Below are 15,728 nucleotides of genomic sequence, written 5' to 3'. Positions count from 1 at the left end.
GGTATTGCGGCCTGTCATCCGTAGACTGACCTCACTTTGGTCTCTTGCGGCCGTTTAGCTGACCTGTCGGCTGGACGGCGGTCTCATGAAAGATAAACGTGAACTCTCTACGGATGAAGACTGCGTTGTTTGCCGCGCTTGTCCTTGCTTTGGCGTCAGTCCCGGCTACCGGCACGGCGCCAGCCTACGCTGAGCAGTCGCCGACGCCCGTCTCGACCGGTACCGCAACAGCTCCGGCGGCGACGCCGACGCCGGCACCTACTGCTGCCCCGGCTCCCAGCGCGGGGACGGTCCGGCCGACGCCCAGTTCCTCAGCCACTGCCAGCGTCACCCCGTCGCTCACGACGGTTGAGTCGCTCCCGGTGGAAGGCCCCAACCAGCCGTTTATTGCGCACACGTTCGAAAACCCGCCCCCGGTCGGCAAAAAGGGCGCACTGGCCACCGCCGCCGGGACGGCACGGACCACGGAGTCCTACTCGCTTACCCGCTCCGGCGACATCAAAGTACGCCTTGTTCTGGTCCAGTTGGCCGACAGAAAAGCAACCATCCCGCAAGCAGCGGCACAGGCCGGCATCACCACGAGCAGTAACTATTGGAAGAGAATGTCCACTGGCCGGTTGTCGATGACCGTAACCAAGATGGAAAGCCGTAACAGCAAAGCCACCTCGACCCAGCGTTACCCGGACATGATGAACACTATTGCCGGCGAACTCGGCTGGACTCCCAGTCCCAACACCGCCCTCGTGGTCTTCGTCTCCACGCCCACACTCTCCGACGGCGCCTACGGTGCCGGCTGGAGTTACCAGGGCACCAGCGGGCGGGTCATTATGCCGCTCCCGGCGACGTTGACCAACAGCGTCCTGACGCACGAATTCGGGCACGTGCTCGGCCTCATGCACGCAAACAGCCTTCAGTGCGGAAGCGGCGCCCAGGATGTGGCCACGAACTCGGACGGGACATTCGCCGATTCCAGCTGCAGTATCCGTGAATACGGCGACAGCCTGGATCTGATGGGCGTATCCCAGACCACCCAGCCCGCCATCAGCTCAACCCTTTGGACCTATGGCGGGTTTGGCCGCGGCGACGAGATCGTTGACGCGGGGACCATCGGCGATTTGAAGAAATTCACCCTGAAAGCATGGGCGGGCACCGACGCGAACCGGGCAGTGAAGTTCTCGGATCCCGTGAGCGGCGAAACCTATTTCCTCGAATTGCGACTGCCGGTCAGCTACGACACCACCGAGGCCGTGGATCTAAATCGTGGCGTAAAAATTGTCCAGCAGCTGGGAGCTGGCTCGCTGATTCTCCTGCCGGATTCCCGACCGTTCGCCGGCTATTACAATCCCCGCCAGACCTGGCAAGCGGGGCAGACCTTCACAACCCATGCCGGCACCCGGGTCAGCATTGATTGGATCACTACCGCCGCCGCAGGCGTGACGGTCGAATCGATACTCTCAATGGCCGGCAAAGCTATCGCCCCTGTCGCTGCAGCCACACCCGCCCTTGGAAGCCCGACATCCGCCGTCGTGTGCGGGCTAACGGCCGGTGGGTGCTATCGAAGTTTTCAGGGCGGCGCGGTCAACTGGACACCAGGCACCGGTGCAGTCGCAACTCTCGGTGCGATCCGGGCCGCCTGGGGAGCCGTGGGCTACGAAAAGGGCAAACTTGGCTACCCGACCGGCCGTCAGCTCTGCGGCCTGGCGGGGGGCGGCTGTTACCAGACGTTCCAAGGGGGCACCATCCACTGGTCGGCCGCCACCGGCGCTTTCGCCACTTGGGGTCCCATTCGCGCCACCTGGGCAAGCCTGAACTACGAAAAAGGCAAACTCGGCTATCCATCCGGCAAGGAAACCTGCGGCCTGATCAACGGCGGCTGCTACCAGACGTTCCAGGGCGGCACCATCCACTGGTCGCCCGCCACCGGCGCCTTCGCCACGTGGGGTCCCATTCGCGCCACCTGGGCAAGCCTGAACTACGAAAAAGGCAAACTCGGCTATCCAACCGGCAAGGAAACCTGCGGCCTGATCAACGGCGGCTGCTATCAGCGATTCCAGGGCGGCGCCATTAACTGGTCGCCCGCCACCGGCGCGGCTGCCACCTTGGGCGCAATCCGCGGTACTTGGGGAAACCTTGCCTACGAAAAAGGAAAGCTCGGCTACCCTACTGCCAATGAGGTCTGCGGCCTGGTTAAGGGAGGCTGCTCCCAGGCGTTCCAGGGAGGGGCAATCCACTACGCTCCGGGAGTCGGAGCGTTCGCCACGTGGGGCCCGATCCGCAAAGCGTGGGGGGCCCAAGGCTACGAAAAGGGAAAGCTCGGTTACCCAACCAGCAATGAATTATGCGGAACGGTCGGCAGCTGTGATCAGTCTTTCCAGACAGGCCTCATCCACTGGACTGCTGCGGCGGGCGCTGTCCCTACCTCGGGGCCGATCTGGGCCGCCTGGGCGAGCCTGGGTTCGTCCCGAGGAAAACTCGGCTATCCCGTTGCGCGCGAGGTTTGCGGCCTGGTCAACGGCGGCTGCTCCCAATCGTTCCAGGGCGGCACGATCCACTGGTCGCCCACCACGGGCGCCTTTGCCACCTGGGGCGGCATCCGTGCCACCTGGGCAAGCCTGGGCCTCGAAAAAGGCAAACTAGGCTATCCCACGGGCAAGGAAACCTGCGGCCTGGTCAACGGCGGCTGTTACCAGACGTTCCAGGGCGGCACCATCCACTGGTCACCCGCCACCGCCGCCTTCGCCACCTGGGGCGGCATCCGTGCCACCTGGGCAAGCCTGGGCTACGAGAAAGGCAAACTCGGCTACCCGTCCGGCAAGGAAACCTGCGGCCTGGTCAACGGCGGCTGTTACCAGACGTTCCAGGGCGGCACGATCCACTGGTCGCCCGCCACCGGCGCCTTCGCCACCTGGGGCGGCATCCGTGCCACCTGGGCAAGCCTGGGCCTCGAAAAAGGCAAACTGGGCTATCCCACGGGCAAGGAAACCTGCGGCCTGGTCAACGGCGGCTGTTACCAGACGTTCCAGGGCGGCACCATCCACTGGTCACCCGCCACCGGCGCCTTCGCCACCTCGGGACCCATCCGCGCAACCTGGGGCAGCTTAGGTTATGAAAGGGGACGACTTGGCTACCCGGCTTCGCCGGAGGACTGCGGCCTGGTCAACGGTGCATGCAGCCAGCGGTTCCAATACGGAACAATCACTTGGTCTGCCGTGCAAGGCAGTGTAGTACTCCCTTAGCCGGCTGATCCGCGGCGGTTCAGGTCGCGGGCTAAGGCCTCTGGGCTAACGGTGCTCCGGCTCAAGTTGCAGCGCTGCCGCGAGCGGAAGCGTGCCGTCCCGGAACTCGATGGTACGCCCGATCGTGGCCGGCAGCCCGAGGACCGCCGCTGCCACCAGTGCGACGTTGGCCCGGGCGGTTTCGGTGCCGTCGGAGGTGTCGGCGGGGTCGACGTCGATCATCCCGTTGCCGGGTCCCGCTGTCAGCGTTCCGGGGCCCAGGACGGTCCAGTCAAGGCCTGAACCGCGCAGGTACTCATCCGCCGCGGCCTTGGCCTCGGCGTAGGCGAAGAAGCCGTTGTCCGCGGGGACTCCGTGGTCCGGCCCTGCCCCGAAATAGGACACCATGACGTACCTGGTGACGCCCGCTTCCGCCGCGGCGTCCATGGAACGGATCGCGGCGTCGCGGTCCACGGCGTAGGTCCGTTCGGGGCTGCCGCCGCCGGCTCCGGCCGACCACACCAGGGCGTCGTGTCCGTGGAGGGCTCCGGCGATCTGCGCCGTCGTCGCGTTCTCCACATCCAGCAGCGCCGGCGTGGCGCCCGTGTCCGCGACGTCGGCCGCATGGTCCGGGTTGCGGATAAAGGAGGTGACCCCGTGCCCTTCCGCCGCGAGGATCCTGGACAGTTCCAAAGCCACCTTGCCGTGGCCGCCGATAATTGCGATGCGCGTCATGGTCCCATTCTGTCCCACCGGACAGCGAACTGCTGCCCCATGGTCCACAGGTTGGTGGTGGTCCAGTAGATCAGGACGCCGATGGGGAACACGATCCCGCCCACACCGAAGACGACCGGCAGGCTGTACAGCAGCACCTTTTGCGGGCCCATGAGCGGAGTCGCCACGGCCTCGCCGGACAAGCTCCTGGCCATGATTTGCCGCTGCGTGATGAACTGCGAGGCCGTCATGGCCAGGATCATCGCAACGCAGAGGATCCACACCGAGAGCTGACTGCCGCCGCCGCCGTGCAGCAGCGAAGCCGAGAGCGGGGCGCCGAAAATCGTGGACTCGTCGAACTGCGTGACCTGTTCGGGGCTCATGGCCCCGACGGCTTCGCCCTGGCCGGCCGCGGCGCTGATGCCGGACAGCATCTGGAACAGCGCGAAGAAGAAGGGCATCTGGATCAGCAGGGGCAGGCAGGCGGAGAACGGGTTGGTGCCGTGCGCCTTGTAGAGGGCCATCTGTTCCTGCGCCATGGCCTGGCGGGAGAGCGGATCGGTCTTGCCCTTGTATTTGTCCTGGAGCTTCTTCAGGTCCGGCTGCAGCCGGCTCATGCGCTGCTGGACGTTGACCTGTTTGAGGAACACCGGGATCAGGGCGGCGCGGATCACCAGCACCAGCCCGATGATGGACAGCGTCCACGTCCAGCCGCTGGCCGCCGGCATGCCGATGGCGCTGAGTCCGTCATGGAAGCCCGCCATCATGGCTGAGACCAGCCATTTGAACGGCGCCATGATGGTGCCAAGAAGGTCCACTGATATCCCCAACCGTCAGTTGCTGCAAAGCTACGGTGAGGCTACACCTTGGCGGGCTTGAAGTGATCTTCCCGCTTCGCGGATGAACGACGAACTTGCACCCTTGGCTAGGCACGATCCTCCAGGAAAGGAATGCGAGGCCGCTTCGCCAGGATCATGTCGGCAAGCGCCAAACCAGTTTCCGTGTTCTGCCTCCCGGAAGGCACCAAACGAATGACTGCGACATAAGGGGTACCCCACGATTCAACCTCGATGACCACCAGGGGACGGCGGCTCAGCGGCCTCCGCAGGGTTTCCATTCTCACGGAGACAACCTGTTCCCAGGGCACCAATCCGAAATAGACGGGCCGCCGTCGTTGCCTGACCAACTGGAGGCCGCGGTCGTCCGCGACCAGGTCCAGGACGAACCCTATCCCTTTCGTCTTTGATGTCAGCGGCCCCTTCTTGAGGAATCTCCCGAGTTCTTGCCCGGTCCAGAAGGTGTCGACGACGAGGGCTCCAGGATGGTCCAGCTGCAGCCGCCTCTTGAATGTTCTCGCCTTGTGGAACAACCACGCCAGCCAAGGCGGTATGACAACCGCCAGGATGAGCAGGGCCACCCCAAGAACCTTGAGACCGTCCGGATAGCTCATGGCTTCGTGGAACTTGACTAAGAGTCTGACCAGAAGAACCGCAACCCCGATGGCCCCCAGTGCCGTGCCCAGCCGACGCTTGGTACCCATCAGGCCTCCCCCAAAAGGCTGGCCATGCTGGCCGCGTTACTGATTGCCGTACCTATTGTGTACTGCCTGCTTGCTGATGCCTAGGCACAGCTCGATGGTCTCCCGCGTTGACCCCATCAGGCGGTCTGCTGCTTCTAAGGATTGAACCCCGATACCCGTCCGGGCTTGGAGACAGAAAAACCCCCGGATTCTCAAGGATTCCGGGGGTCTTGCCTGTAGCGGTGGGGAGGCTCGATCTCCCGACCTCACGATTATGAGTCGTGCGCTCTAACCAACTGAGCTACACCGCCGTAAATGAGGAAAACCTGCGCTAAGCCGGTCAAAAACCGCCTTGACACAGGCCCTCATTCAGAGCCCCCCACCGGAATCGATCCGGTGACCTCGTTCTTACCAAGAACGCGCTCTACCACTGAGCTAGGGGGGCAACGAGTAAATACTCTACCGGAAGATTCGCCCACCAACAAATCGGCGGCCGTACGACGCCGGACCGGCCGGAAACAGCGGAAATCCGGGCTCCCGGGGCGGTCCTGGGGGGCCGAACCGGCTCCCGGGACCACTCGGCGGCCGCCGCTGTGACGAAGCGAACACGGGGCCGGAATGCTTAAACAAGAACGGACCGGCTCAGGGAGCCGGCCCGTTCTCAGAGGGTGCTAGTGGTTACCACTTGTTGCGGGGCTTGAAGCCGCCTTCGGTGCGGGGCTTGCGGGTGTCCGCGCCGAAGGTGCGCTGCTCGGAACGCTCGCTGTAGGAGCGGCCGCCACGGTCAGCGGAGGACCGCTCGCCGTCGCCCTTGCGGAATTCGCGCTTGAAGCCGCCGTTGCCCTTGAAGTTGCCGCTGCCGCCGGAGTAGCCGCCACGGTCTCCACCGCGGTCGCCGCCGCGGTTGCCCTGGTAGGAACCGCGGTCCCCGGCCGGCTTACGGCCGTTGTCGAGCTCCAGGTGGATCAGCTCGCCGCCGATCCGGGTGCGGGACAGTGCCTTGAGCTGATCGGCGCTCAGGTCCGCCGGGAGCTCCACGAGGGAGTGGTCCGAGCGGATGTCGATGCCGCCGATCTGGGCCGAGGAGATGCCGCCTTCGTTGGCAATGGCGCCAACGATGGAACCCGGCATGACGCGCTGGCGGCGTCCGACGGCGATCCGGTAGGTGGCGTTGCCCTCGGTCAGGGTGCGGGTCGGGCCGCGGGAGCCGAAGCCGTCCTTGGAGCGCTCGCGCTTCTGGAACTCGGGCGCTGCCGGCAGTTCCTTGACCAGCAGCGGCTGTCCGCCCTGGGCCATGACGGCCAGTGCGGCGGCGATTTCCGAGGCCGGCACGTTGTGCTCTTCCTCGTAGGAGGAGATCAGGTCGCGGAACGCTGCAACGTCCTCGGACGCGAGGGTCTCCGTGATGCGCTCGGCGAACTTGCCCAGGCGCAGCGTGTTGACGGTCTCGGCCGTGGGCAGGTGCATCTGCTCCACCGGCTGGCGGGTTGCCTTCTCGATGGAACGCAGCAGGTACTTCTCGCGCGGGGTCATGAACAGGATCGCGTCGCCGGAACGGCCTGCACGGCCGGTGCGGCCGATGCGGTGGACGTAGGACTCGGTGTCGTGCGGGATGTCGTAGTTGACCACATGGCTGACACGCTCGACGTCCAGGCCGCGGGCGGCGACGTCGGTGGCGACCAGGATGTCGATCTTGCCGTCGCGCAGGGCCTCGACCGTGCGCTCACGCTGCTGCTGCGGGATGTCGCCGTTGATGGCGGCAGCCTGGAAGCCGCGCGAGCGCAGCTTGTCGGCGAGGTCCTCGGTGGCCATCTTGGTGCGGACGAAGGCGATGACGCCCTCGAACTCTTCGACCTCGAGGATGCGGGTCAGCGCATCGAGCTTGTGCGGGCCCATGACCTGCAGGTAGCGCTGGCGGGTGTTGGCGCCCGTGGTGGTCTTGGACTTGACCTGCACCTCGGCCGGGTTGTTCAGGTACTGCTTGGAGAGCCGGCGGATCTGGCTCGGCATCGTGGCGGAGAACAGCGCAACCTGGCGGCCCGCGGGGGTCTGCTGGAAGATCTGCTCAACGTCTTCGGCGAAGCCCATGCGGAGCATCTCGTCGGCCTCATCCAGCACGAGGTACTGGAGTTCGGACAGGTCCAGGGAACCCTTGGCGATGTGGTCGATGACGCGGCCGGGGGTACCGACAACAACCTGGGCGCCGCGGCGCAGGCCGGCGAGCTGGGGGCCGTAGGCGGAGCCGCCGTACACCGGCAGGACGGTGAAGTCGTCGATGTGCTTGGCGTAGGAGGTGAAGGCCTCGGCAACCTGGAGCGCGAGCTCACGGGTGGGGGCCAGCACCAGGGCCTGGGTCTTGCGGGACGGGCCGTTGAGGTCGTGGAGCTCGGCCAGGCGGGACAGTGCCGGTACTGCGAATGCTGCAGTCTTACCGGTACCCGTCTGGGCCAGGCCCACGACGTCGCGGCCTTCGAGCAGCAGCGGGATGGTTGCTGCCTGGATCGGGGACGGCTTCTCGTAGCCGACGTCCTGCAGGGCGGCCAGGACACGGCCATCGATGCCGAGGTCTACGAACTTGACGCCTTCTTCCTCGGCGTCCTCGTCCTTGGCCGGGGCGGAAATGGGCTCGGTCTTGGTGTCAGCCTGCGGGGCAGCTTCGGCCGCCGGTGCTACAACGTTCGCAGGAGCCTCGGTGAATTCCGGGGCGGAGCCGGCTGCGGGGGCAGCCGTTTCAGAAGTCTCGACGTCGGCCTGGGTGTTCTCGGTGGCGAGTTCGGTGTCGACGGAGTTGTTCTGATTTTCGGGCATAGGTGAAATTTCCTCATCCATAGGGGCCAAGCGGCACAACCCGAGGTGAGCGGAGCCGCAGTACGCGTGACACGAATTGCCGGGCGTACGGTTGACCGGCGGGTCACATAGAAGTCCGGCGCTTTCGCAATCCCGTGGCAGGACTTCCCGCTGCATCTCTTGGCTGCTATCCCAGCAGTCTGTACAGCGTTTTCTTTTGCCGGCTCTCCCTATGAAAATGCCCGCATCACATTTGCGGGCCCCAACACTTGCCAGTCCTGCCTCAAGAATTGGGCAGGAATAAGGGATTTCCGGAGTGGGGGATATTTCAAGTGTAGGGCATGGAGCGGAACAGTGGTAATTGAGGGGCCGACGGGGGCTGGTGAGCTTGCGCACACCGGCTCCCCACGCCTAGACCCCGAGCCTCCGCTGCAGTTGCTCGAACCTCTGGTGGTACTCGGGCTGCAGGCGGATCTGGCCGTCGGCGTCGGCGTCGCGCAGGGCCTCCATGTCCTCCAGGGTGGGATCGGTGAACCACTTGGCGATTGTCACGCCGTGGGCAGGGACAAAGAGCCGGTGGATGTGGTCTCCGGCCTCGATGCTGCCGGTCCGGACCACGCGGAGGTAGGTGCCCACCCTGCCGGCCTCGGTGAACCGCTGGACCCAGTGCGGCTCGCCCATCCGCCGCTGGAAGGTGGCGCAGGGGATGCGCGGGGAGGTGACTTCCACCTCGACGTCCAGTCCGACCTTCCACCGTTCGCCGATCACGGCGTTGGAGGCGTTGAGGCCCGTGATCCGCAGGTTTTCGCCGAAGATGCCCGCTGGCATGTCCCGGCCGAGCTCGCCGGCCCAGTAGTCGGCGTCGTCCTGCGAGTACGCGTAGAGTGCCTGGTCCTCGCCGCCGTGATGGATCCTGCTCGCCTGGATATCACCGCGCAGGCCAAGTTTGTGGACTTTCACCGGTCCGTCCACGGGGCGCTTGTCGATCGCGGTGACCCCGACGCTGCCGGGATCATCGAGCAGCTGGTGAACCCTGCAGACAGCAAGCACGGATGCGGTTTCCATGGCACCAGTGTAGGCCTGCGGCGTGCCCGCGGCCCGGACTCAGCGCCGGCACGCTTCCCACGCGCCCGCCGCAGACACGGCACGCCCTTTCCATCGCCCGGGATCCGGAGGCCGGTTAGGCTGGCGTCGGGAAAAGCACGCAAGCCTTCCGCGGGATACCCTGCGGCCAGACGTGAGGGGACACATTTGGGCCGAAACGACGAGCACCCGGACAGTCCACGGCAGGACCGGAAGCAGCCTCCGTGGCAGATTCCACAGCCGGAGCTCCGGCCCGAGCTGCAGAACCAGCCCGGCCAGCCCGCGCCGCCGGGACTTCCGGCTGACGCCACTGCCCCCGCCGTGGTTGACCCCTTCGCCCTGGAACGCGAGCGCGGCCTGGCGGCCGCGGCGGCGCGGAAGAAGCGTTCGCAGCGCCGTACCGTCGTCGTCGGGCTGGGCGTCACGGCGCTCCTGGCCGGCACGATCACCGCCATGGTGGCCAGCAACGAGGACGAGGCCGACTACGCCCAGGTGTGCTTCAACGACGGCACCGGCGAGCGGGTCGATGATGCCCAGTGCAACAACAGCAGCACGGACGGCCGCAGCTCCGGCATCTACGCCTGGTACTTCTACTCCCGCGGCGCCAGCGTGCCCGGGTTGGGCCAGAACCGGTCGGGCTACCCCAGCTACAGCAGGACAGTTCCCACCGGGGCCAAGGCGTCCACGGGGTACAGCGCCAAGGGCGGCACGGTCAGCAGGGGCGGCTTCGGCGGCAGCGCCAAGGGCGGAAGCACGGGGGGCTAGGGATGAAACGACTGGGATCCGCGCCGCGGCCGGACTGGAAACAGCGGATTGAAGCACAAGGCCTCGTCTTCTCCACCACGACCCTGCCCGACGGCACGAACGTCGAGTACTGGCACGAAGGCGCCTACTACGAATTCACCATGGACGAAGTGGAGACCCTCGAAAAGGCCGCCGAGGACATGCACCGCATGTGCCTCGAGGCCGCGAAGTTCCTCGCCACCGGGGCCATGGGCAACATCGGGATCGGGCCGCAGGCCATGGAACTGGCGGCTGCATCGCTGCAGGCCGGCGATGTGGACGTCTACGGCCGCTTCGACTTCGTCTACGACGGCCGGGGCGGCCCGGCCAAGATGCTGGAGTACAACGCGGACACCCCTACCGGACTCATTGAGGCCGCCGTCGCCCAGTGGTTCTGGCTGCAGGACGTCCTTCCCGAAAAGGACCAGTGGAACGGCATCCATGAAGCCCTCATCCGGCAGTGGAAGAGGCTGCAGTACCGCACCGGCATGAGCACCCTCCACGTCGTCCACTCCGAGGCGGAAGAATCCGGCGAGGACTGGATGACGGCGGCCTACATGCGGGACGTCGCGAGCCAGGCCGGCTGGACCACCATCGGCATCAACATGTCCGACATCGGCTGGGATCCGGACCTCAACCGCTTCGTGGACCTCGACAACTTCATGATCAGCACCATGTTCAAGCTCTACCCCTGGGAACTGATGATGAAGGAGCCGTTCGGGCAGCGGCTGCTGCAGCGCGCCCACAATCCGCGCTGGGTGGAGCCGGCCTGGAAGATGCTCCTGTCCAACAAGGCCCTGCTCGCGGCGCTCTGGCACCTCTACCCGGACCACCCCAACCTGCTTCCGGCCTATCTTGACGGTCCCGGGCCGCTCACGGAGTGGGTGGCCAAGCCGCTGCACGGCCGGGAAGGGGACAACATCAGGATCCACGCCGCCGGCATCGACCTCGAACAGCCCGGCGACTATGGCCGGGAAGGCTGGTGTTACCAGCAGTTCCATGCCCTTCCCGATTTCGACGGCAACCGCCCCGTGCTCGGCCTCTGGGTGGTCGACGGCGAATCGGTCGGCTGCGGCATCCGCGAGTCGGACGGGCCCATCACCGACTACTTCTGCCGCTTCGTGCCCAACACGATTGACGCGCCCGCCCCGGCCTCGAACCAGGCCCACTCCAGCAAGGCAGGTATTGCCCTATGAGCACCGGAACCACGACGATGACCACGGCCGGCGGCCCCGGGGGTCCCGCGGCAGTTCCGGCCAAGGGACTGCGCGCCGGGATCCTGGATCTCGGAGACTCCGTCATGTTGGGGCTGGCTTCCACCGCGCCGGTCTATTCGCTCGCGGCGACCCTGGGACTGATCGTGGCGGTGAACGGCAACTACACCCCGTTGATCCTGCTGCTGGGCTTCGTGCCCGTGCTCTTCATCGCCTTCGCTTTCCGTGAGCTCAACAGCGCCATGCCGGACTGCGGGACCACTTTCATCTGGGCCCGCCGGGCGTTCGGTCCCTGGGCCGGCTGGCTGGGCGGGTGGGGCGTGGCCCTGGCCGGCGTCGTGGTCCTGGCCAACCTCGCCCAGGTCGCCGGGCAGTACCTGTGGCTGCTGATCGGCGACGGTTCGCTGGCCGGGAACAGCCTCGTGGTCACCGCCACCGGTGTGCTGTTCATCGTGTTCATGACCTTCGTGAACTACCGCGGCATCCGCCTCGGGGAACATGTCCAGCGGGTCCTGACCTACGTGCAGTACCTCTCGCTGGGCATCTTCGCGATGGCAATCATCTTCCGGATCGCGGGCGCGGTGCCCGGCGCGGCCCCTGGCCAAGCCTTCGACCTTGAGTGGTTCAACCCCGCCGGTGCGTTCGCCGATCCCGGCGCGGTGGTGCACGGAGCCCTGCTGGCCCTGTTCATCTACTGGGGCTGGGACACCTGCCTCGCGGTGAACGAGGAGACCGAAAACCCTGCCACCACGCCCGGCCGAGGCGCCGTCATTTCCGCGCTTGTCCTTGTGGCGATCTACGTCTCTGTGGCCCTGCTGGTGATGATGTATGCCACGGTGGGCACGGAAGGGATTGGGCTGGGCAACGAGGCCAACCAGAACGATGTCTTCCTGGCCATGAAGGACGTGGTGCTGGGCCCCTGGGGCTGGCTGATCGTCGTCGCCGTCCTGGCGTCGGTGCTGTCCTCGACCCAGACCACCATCCTTCCCACGGCCCGCGGCACCTTGTCCATGGGCGTGCACGGAGCCGTGCCGCGCAGGTTCGGCGAGGTCCACCCGCGCAACCAGACGCCGGGGTATTCCACCCAGGTCATGGGGGCCGCGGCCGTCGCCTATTACGTCCTGATGAGTCTCCTGAGCGAGAACCTGCTCTCCGATTCCATCACGTCGATCAGCTTGTTCATCGCGTTCTACTACGCCCTGACCGGCTTTGCGTGCGTCTGGTACTTCCGCGCGACCCTGCGCGGCTCGGCGCGGAACTTCTGGTTCCGCGGCGTCATGCCCCTGCTCGGCGCCCTTATGCTGACTGCGGCATTCTTCGTCTCGGCGGTGCAGATGTGGGATCCGGACTACGGTGATACGCAGATCTTCGGCGTCGGCGGGGCCTTCATCAGCGGCGTGCTGCTCCTGGGGCTGGGCGTTGCGCTGGCCGCCGTCTGCCGTTTCGCGCCGTCCACGCGTGGCTACTTCCTGCAGCACCACCCCGCCGCCGGCGCGCCCCTGCAGGTGCGGCCGTAGGATGCTGGCATGAGCAACGAAGCTGGCATGAACAATGACCTTTCCGACGTCTCCGATGTCCTGGCCATCGATTCCCTGCTGAGCGCGGAGGAGCGCACCGTGCGCGAGCGCGTCCGCGATTTCACGAACCAGCGGATCCGGCCGGGCATCGCCGGCTGGTACGAGGACGCCGTGTTCCCCCTCGAGCTCGCCCCGGAACTTGGCGAGCTCGGCGTGCTCGGCATGCACCTGGAGGGCTACGGCTGCCCCGGCCGCTCCGCCGTCGAATATGGCCTGGCGGCGATGGAACTCGAGGCCGGCGATTCGGGCGTCCGCACGTTCGTCTCCGTGCAGGGCTCCCTCGCCATGACGGCCATCCACAAGTGGGGCTCCGAGGACCAAAAGCAGGAGTGGCTCCCCCGGATGGCCGCCGGCGAACTGATCGGCGCGTTTGCCCTGACCGAGCCCACGGCCGGCTCGGATCCTGCCTCGATGAAGACCTTCGCCCGCCGCGACGGCTCCGGCGAGGACGCGGGCTGGATCCTGGACGGCGCGAAACGCTGGATCGGGCTCGCCTCGGTGGCGGGCGTGCTGGTGGTGTGGGCCATGACCGACGACGGCGTGCGCGGCTTCCTCGTCCCCGCCGGCACCGCGGGCGTCACCGCGACGCCGATCGGGCAGAAGCTCTCGATGCGCGCCTCCATCCAGTGCGACATCACGTTCGACGCCGTCCGGCTGGGCCCCGAGGCGCTGCTGCCCGCGGCGCGCGGATTGAGGGGTCCCTTCTCCTGCCTCAACGAGGCCAGGTACGGGATCGCGTGGGGAGCTATGGGCGCCGCGCGGGATTCCTATGAGGCCGCGCTGGCCTACTCCCAGGAGCGGCTGCAGTTCGGCAAGCCGCTGGCCGGGTACCAGCTGACGCAGGAAAAGCTGGTGAACATGGTCCTGGAGATCCAGAAGGGCACGCTCCTGGCCCTGCACCTGGGCCGGCTCAAGGACGCCGGCAGGCTGCGTCCGGAGCAGATCTCGCTCGGCAAGCTGAACAACGTGCGGGAGGCGCTGAGCATTGCCCGGGAGGCGCGCACGATTCTGGGCGGCAACGGCATCACGCTGGACCATTCCCCGCTGCGGCACGCCGCCAACCTGGAATCCGTCCGGACCTACGAGGGCACTGACGAGGTCCACACCCTGATCCTGGGCCAGCACATCACGGGCCTCCCCGCGTTCCGCTGAGAGCCGCGGGGTATTTCGCGGCAGTGCTTCCGTGTCCGCTCCTCACGCGATACGGATGAGGCCAGTGATGCAAGTGGTGACTGCTGGGTTTTCGGGTAGCCAACACCCGTGTTCTCCCGGGGGCGCATTCGTACAGTGGTGCCATCGCCACCGGAGCAGAGGCAGCCAAATAGCCCACGGCACTTCTTCTCTGGCCGGTCGAACCGATGTCGTCCCGCCCGTCCCAGACACAGGAGCTGAACACCCTGCGTGCCCGACGGGCGGAACGGGCTGCCAAGTAAAGGGGGACATCATGAGTCTCAACGCAAAGCCAGCCGCGTGGACACTTCGTTTCTTTCCGGCACGTCACGCCACTGCCGGCGCGGGCGGGGACGGCCAGGACAGTTCCGCTTCCGACCAGGGACCCCACCGGCACCGGGCCCGCATCAGCGCGGCACTCGTCCTGGACCGCGACCGGCTTCAGGAGAGCATGGGGACGGTCCAATCGTGGAAGTTCCACGACTTCGTCAGCACATTCCAGCTCATGCTTCCCCACCGGGTCGAAAAGATTCACCAGGCCCTGGCCGTCGGGGACTGGGAGGGCGCGCGCCTGGCCGCCCAAAGCCTGTCCTGGTCCGCATCCAAGGCCGGTGCGTGCCGGCTCGAACTCATCGCCGGCCTCATTGATGCCGACCTCCAGTCCGGACGCAAGACCCGGGCACGGGAGACGGCCCGCCTCCTCCACGGCGCCGCCACTGAACTGGCAACCGCCCTCGCCCTGCTGACCGCCGGCTGAGCGCCGGCGGACCGGGTCCGGCCGCCACCGGACGCTGCCCAAAGACCACACACGATCCATGAATCAGAGCGTCACCGGGGTCCCAGCGGCTCAGGCGGAGAATCCGCCGTCGGCCTTGACCAGCTGCCCGGACATCCAGCGGCCCTCGGGCGAGAGCAGGAACGCGACGGTGCCGGCCACGTCCGCCGGTGTGCCCAGCCGGCCGCCGGGGTGCCGGCGGGCCAGTTCGTCACGGAGCGGCACATCCATCCACCCGGTATCCACCGGCCCCGGGTTCAGGACGTTGGCGCTGATCCCGAGCGGGGCGAGTTCGCGGGCGGCGGCGATCACGATCCGGTCCAGGGCGCCCTTTGATGCCCCATAGGGCAGGTTGAAAGCGGTATGGTCGCTGGTCAGGGCCACGATGGCGCCGCCGTCGGGACCGGCCTGCCGGGCGAAAGCGGCAATCAACTGCCAGCTGGCCCGGGTGTTGACCGCAAAGTGCCTCTCGAAGCTCTCCAGGGACGTGTCCAGGATGGAGGAGTCCACGGATTCTGCGTGGCTGAGCACCAGGCCCTGCAGGGTTCCGGCCTCCGCCGCGGCGGCGGACATCAGCCGGTCCACGGCGTCCGGGTCCTGGAAATCCGCCGGCAGCGCCACAACGGCAGCGCCGATCGCCTGGAGCTCGGCGGTGAGGCGTTCGACGTCGTCCGATTGGACTCCCCACGGCATCCGGGCGTCGTAGTCCTGCCAGTACGTCAGCACGAGGTCCCAGCCGTCCGCGGCGAGGCGGCGGGCGATGCCTGCGCCGATTCCGGCGAGCCGGCCGACCCCGGTGACAAGGGCCGTCTTACGTCCGTCGGGTGAGCTCATGCCGAACAGCCTAGCGGTGGCGGCCGCCGCGGCGCCTGCTAAGTGCGGGGCCCGCTA

12 protein-coding genes and 2 tRNA genes are annotated in these 15,728 nt (G+C 66.7%); 6 read left to right on the top strand and 8 right to left on the bottom strand.

The genetic code is table 11. The features are described 5' to 3' along the window. The first annotated feature begins 113 nt into the window (after positions 1 to 113). Entirely contained in the window at positions 114 to 3,236 is a 3,123-nt protein-coding gene (locus tag AC1DZV_RS05145; RefSeq protein WP_476953162.1) for a M43 family zinc metalloprotease, read from the top strand. 45 nt (positions 3,237 to 3,281) lie between these two features. Here AC1DZV_RS05145 and AC1DZV_RS05140 read toward each other — a convergent pair whose 3' ends face one another. From AC1DZV_RS05140 to AC1DZV_RS05110, 7 genes are all read right to left on the bottom strand, one after another. Beyond that, positions 3,282 to 3,950 (bottom strand): NAD(P)H-binding protein, encoded by a 669-nt coding sequence (locus tag AC1DZV_RS05140; RefSeq protein WP_476950136.1) that lies wholly within the window; start codon positions 3,948 to 3,950, stop codon positions 3,282 to 3,284. Continuing rightward, positions 3,947 to 4,747 carry a membrane protein insertase YidC gene (yidC, locus tag AC1DZV_RS05135; protein ID WP_476953161.1) on the bottom strand — a complete coding sequence of 267 codons (801 nt, stop codon included), beginning with the start codon at positions 4,745 to 4,747 and terminating at the stop codon, positions 3,947 to 3,949. Before yidC ends, AC1DZV_RS05140 begins: the two co-directional genes overlap by 4 nt. A 107-nt stretch (positions 4,748 to 4,854) precedes the next feature. After that, positions 4,855 to 5,469: a hypothetical protein gene (locus tag AC1DZV_RS05130; protein WP_476953160.1), complete on the bottom strand. Its 615-nt coding sequence runs from the start codon at positions 5,467 to 5,469 to the stop codon at positions 4,855 to 4,857. Between the two features lie 216 nt (positions 5,470 to 5,685). Then, positions 5,686 to 5,759: transfer RNA gene (locus AC1DZV_RS05125), tRNA-Met, on the bottom strand. Between the two features lie 62 nt (positions 5,760 to 5,821). After that, positions 5,822 to 5,893, bottom strand: a tRNA-Thr gene (locus AC1DZV_RS05120). Positions 5,894 to 6,126: 233 nt separating this feature from the next. Continuing rightward, a complete protein-coding gene (locus AC1DZV_RS05115) occupies positions 6,127 to 8,256 on the bottom strand; it encodes a DEAD/DEAH box helicase (RefSeq protein WP_476953159.1) in 2,130 nt (709 codons plus the stop codon). A gap of 390 nt (positions 8,257 to 8,646) precedes the next feature. After that, positions 8,647 to 9,300 carry an MOSC domain-containing protein gene (locus tag AC1DZV_RS05110; RefSeq protein WP_459385436.1) on the bottom strand — a complete coding sequence of 218 codons (654 nt, stop codon included), beginning with the start codon at positions 9,298 to 9,300 and terminating at the stop codon, positions 8,647 to 8,649. A gap of 186 nt (positions 9,301 to 9,486) precedes the next feature. Between AC1DZV_RS05110 and AC1DZV_RS05105 the strand changes: the two genes are divergently transcribed. The 5 genes from AC1DZV_RS05105 (at position 9,487) to AC1DZV_RS05085 (ending at position 14,819) form a co-directional block, all read left to right on the top strand. Beyond that, the gene (locus tag AC1DZV_RS05105; RefSeq protein ID WP_476953158.1) at positions 9,487 to 10,083 is read left to right on the top strand and encodes a Tat pathway signal protein; all 597 of its coding nucleotides are present in this window, start codon (positions 9,487 to 9,489) and stop codon (positions 10,081 to 10,083) included. A 2-nt stretch (positions 10,084 to 10,085) separates the two neighbouring features. Continuing rightward, a complete protein-coding gene (locus tag AC1DZV_RS05100) occupies positions 10,086 to 11,297 on the top strand; it encodes a glutathionylspermidine synthase family protein (protein ID WP_476953157.1) in 1,212 nt (403 codons plus the stop codon). After that, positions 11,294 to 12,832: an APC family permease gene (locus AC1DZV_RS05095; protein WP_476953156.1), complete on the top strand. Its 1,539-nt coding sequence runs from the start codon at positions 11,294 to 11,296 to the stop codon at positions 12,830 to 12,832. The genes AC1DZV_RS05100 and AC1DZV_RS05095 overlap by 4 nt, the downstream gene beginning before the upstream one ends. 9 nt (positions 12,833 to 12,841) lie before the next feature. Beyond that, a complete protein-coding gene (locus AC1DZV_RS05090) occupies positions 12,842 to 14,044 on the top strand; it encodes an acyl-CoA dehydrogenase family protein (RefSeq protein ID WP_476953155.1) in 1,203 nt (400 codons plus the stop codon). A 292-nt stretch (positions 14,045 to 14,336) separates the two neighbouring features. After that, on the top strand, positions 14,337 to 14,819 hold the full coding sequence (locus tag AC1DZV_RS05085) for a hypothetical protein (protein WP_476950144.1): 483 nt from the start codon (positions 14,337 to 14,339) through the stop codon (positions 14,817 to 14,819). Between the two features lie 90 nt (positions 14,820 to 14,909). Here AC1DZV_RS05085 and AC1DZV_RS05080 read toward each other — a convergent pair whose 3' ends face one another. Continuing rightward, a complete protein-coding gene (locus tag AC1DZV_RS05080; protein ID WP_476953154.1) occupies positions 14,910 to 15,671 on the bottom strand; it encodes an SDR family oxidoreductase in 762 nt (253 codons plus the stop codon). Between the last annotated feature and the right edge of the window lie 57 nt (positions 15,672 to 15,728).

Source organism: Arthrobacter sp. P1_D12, from assembly GCF_056406175.1.
This window is presented reverse-complemented; position numbering and strand designations above follow the sequence as displayed.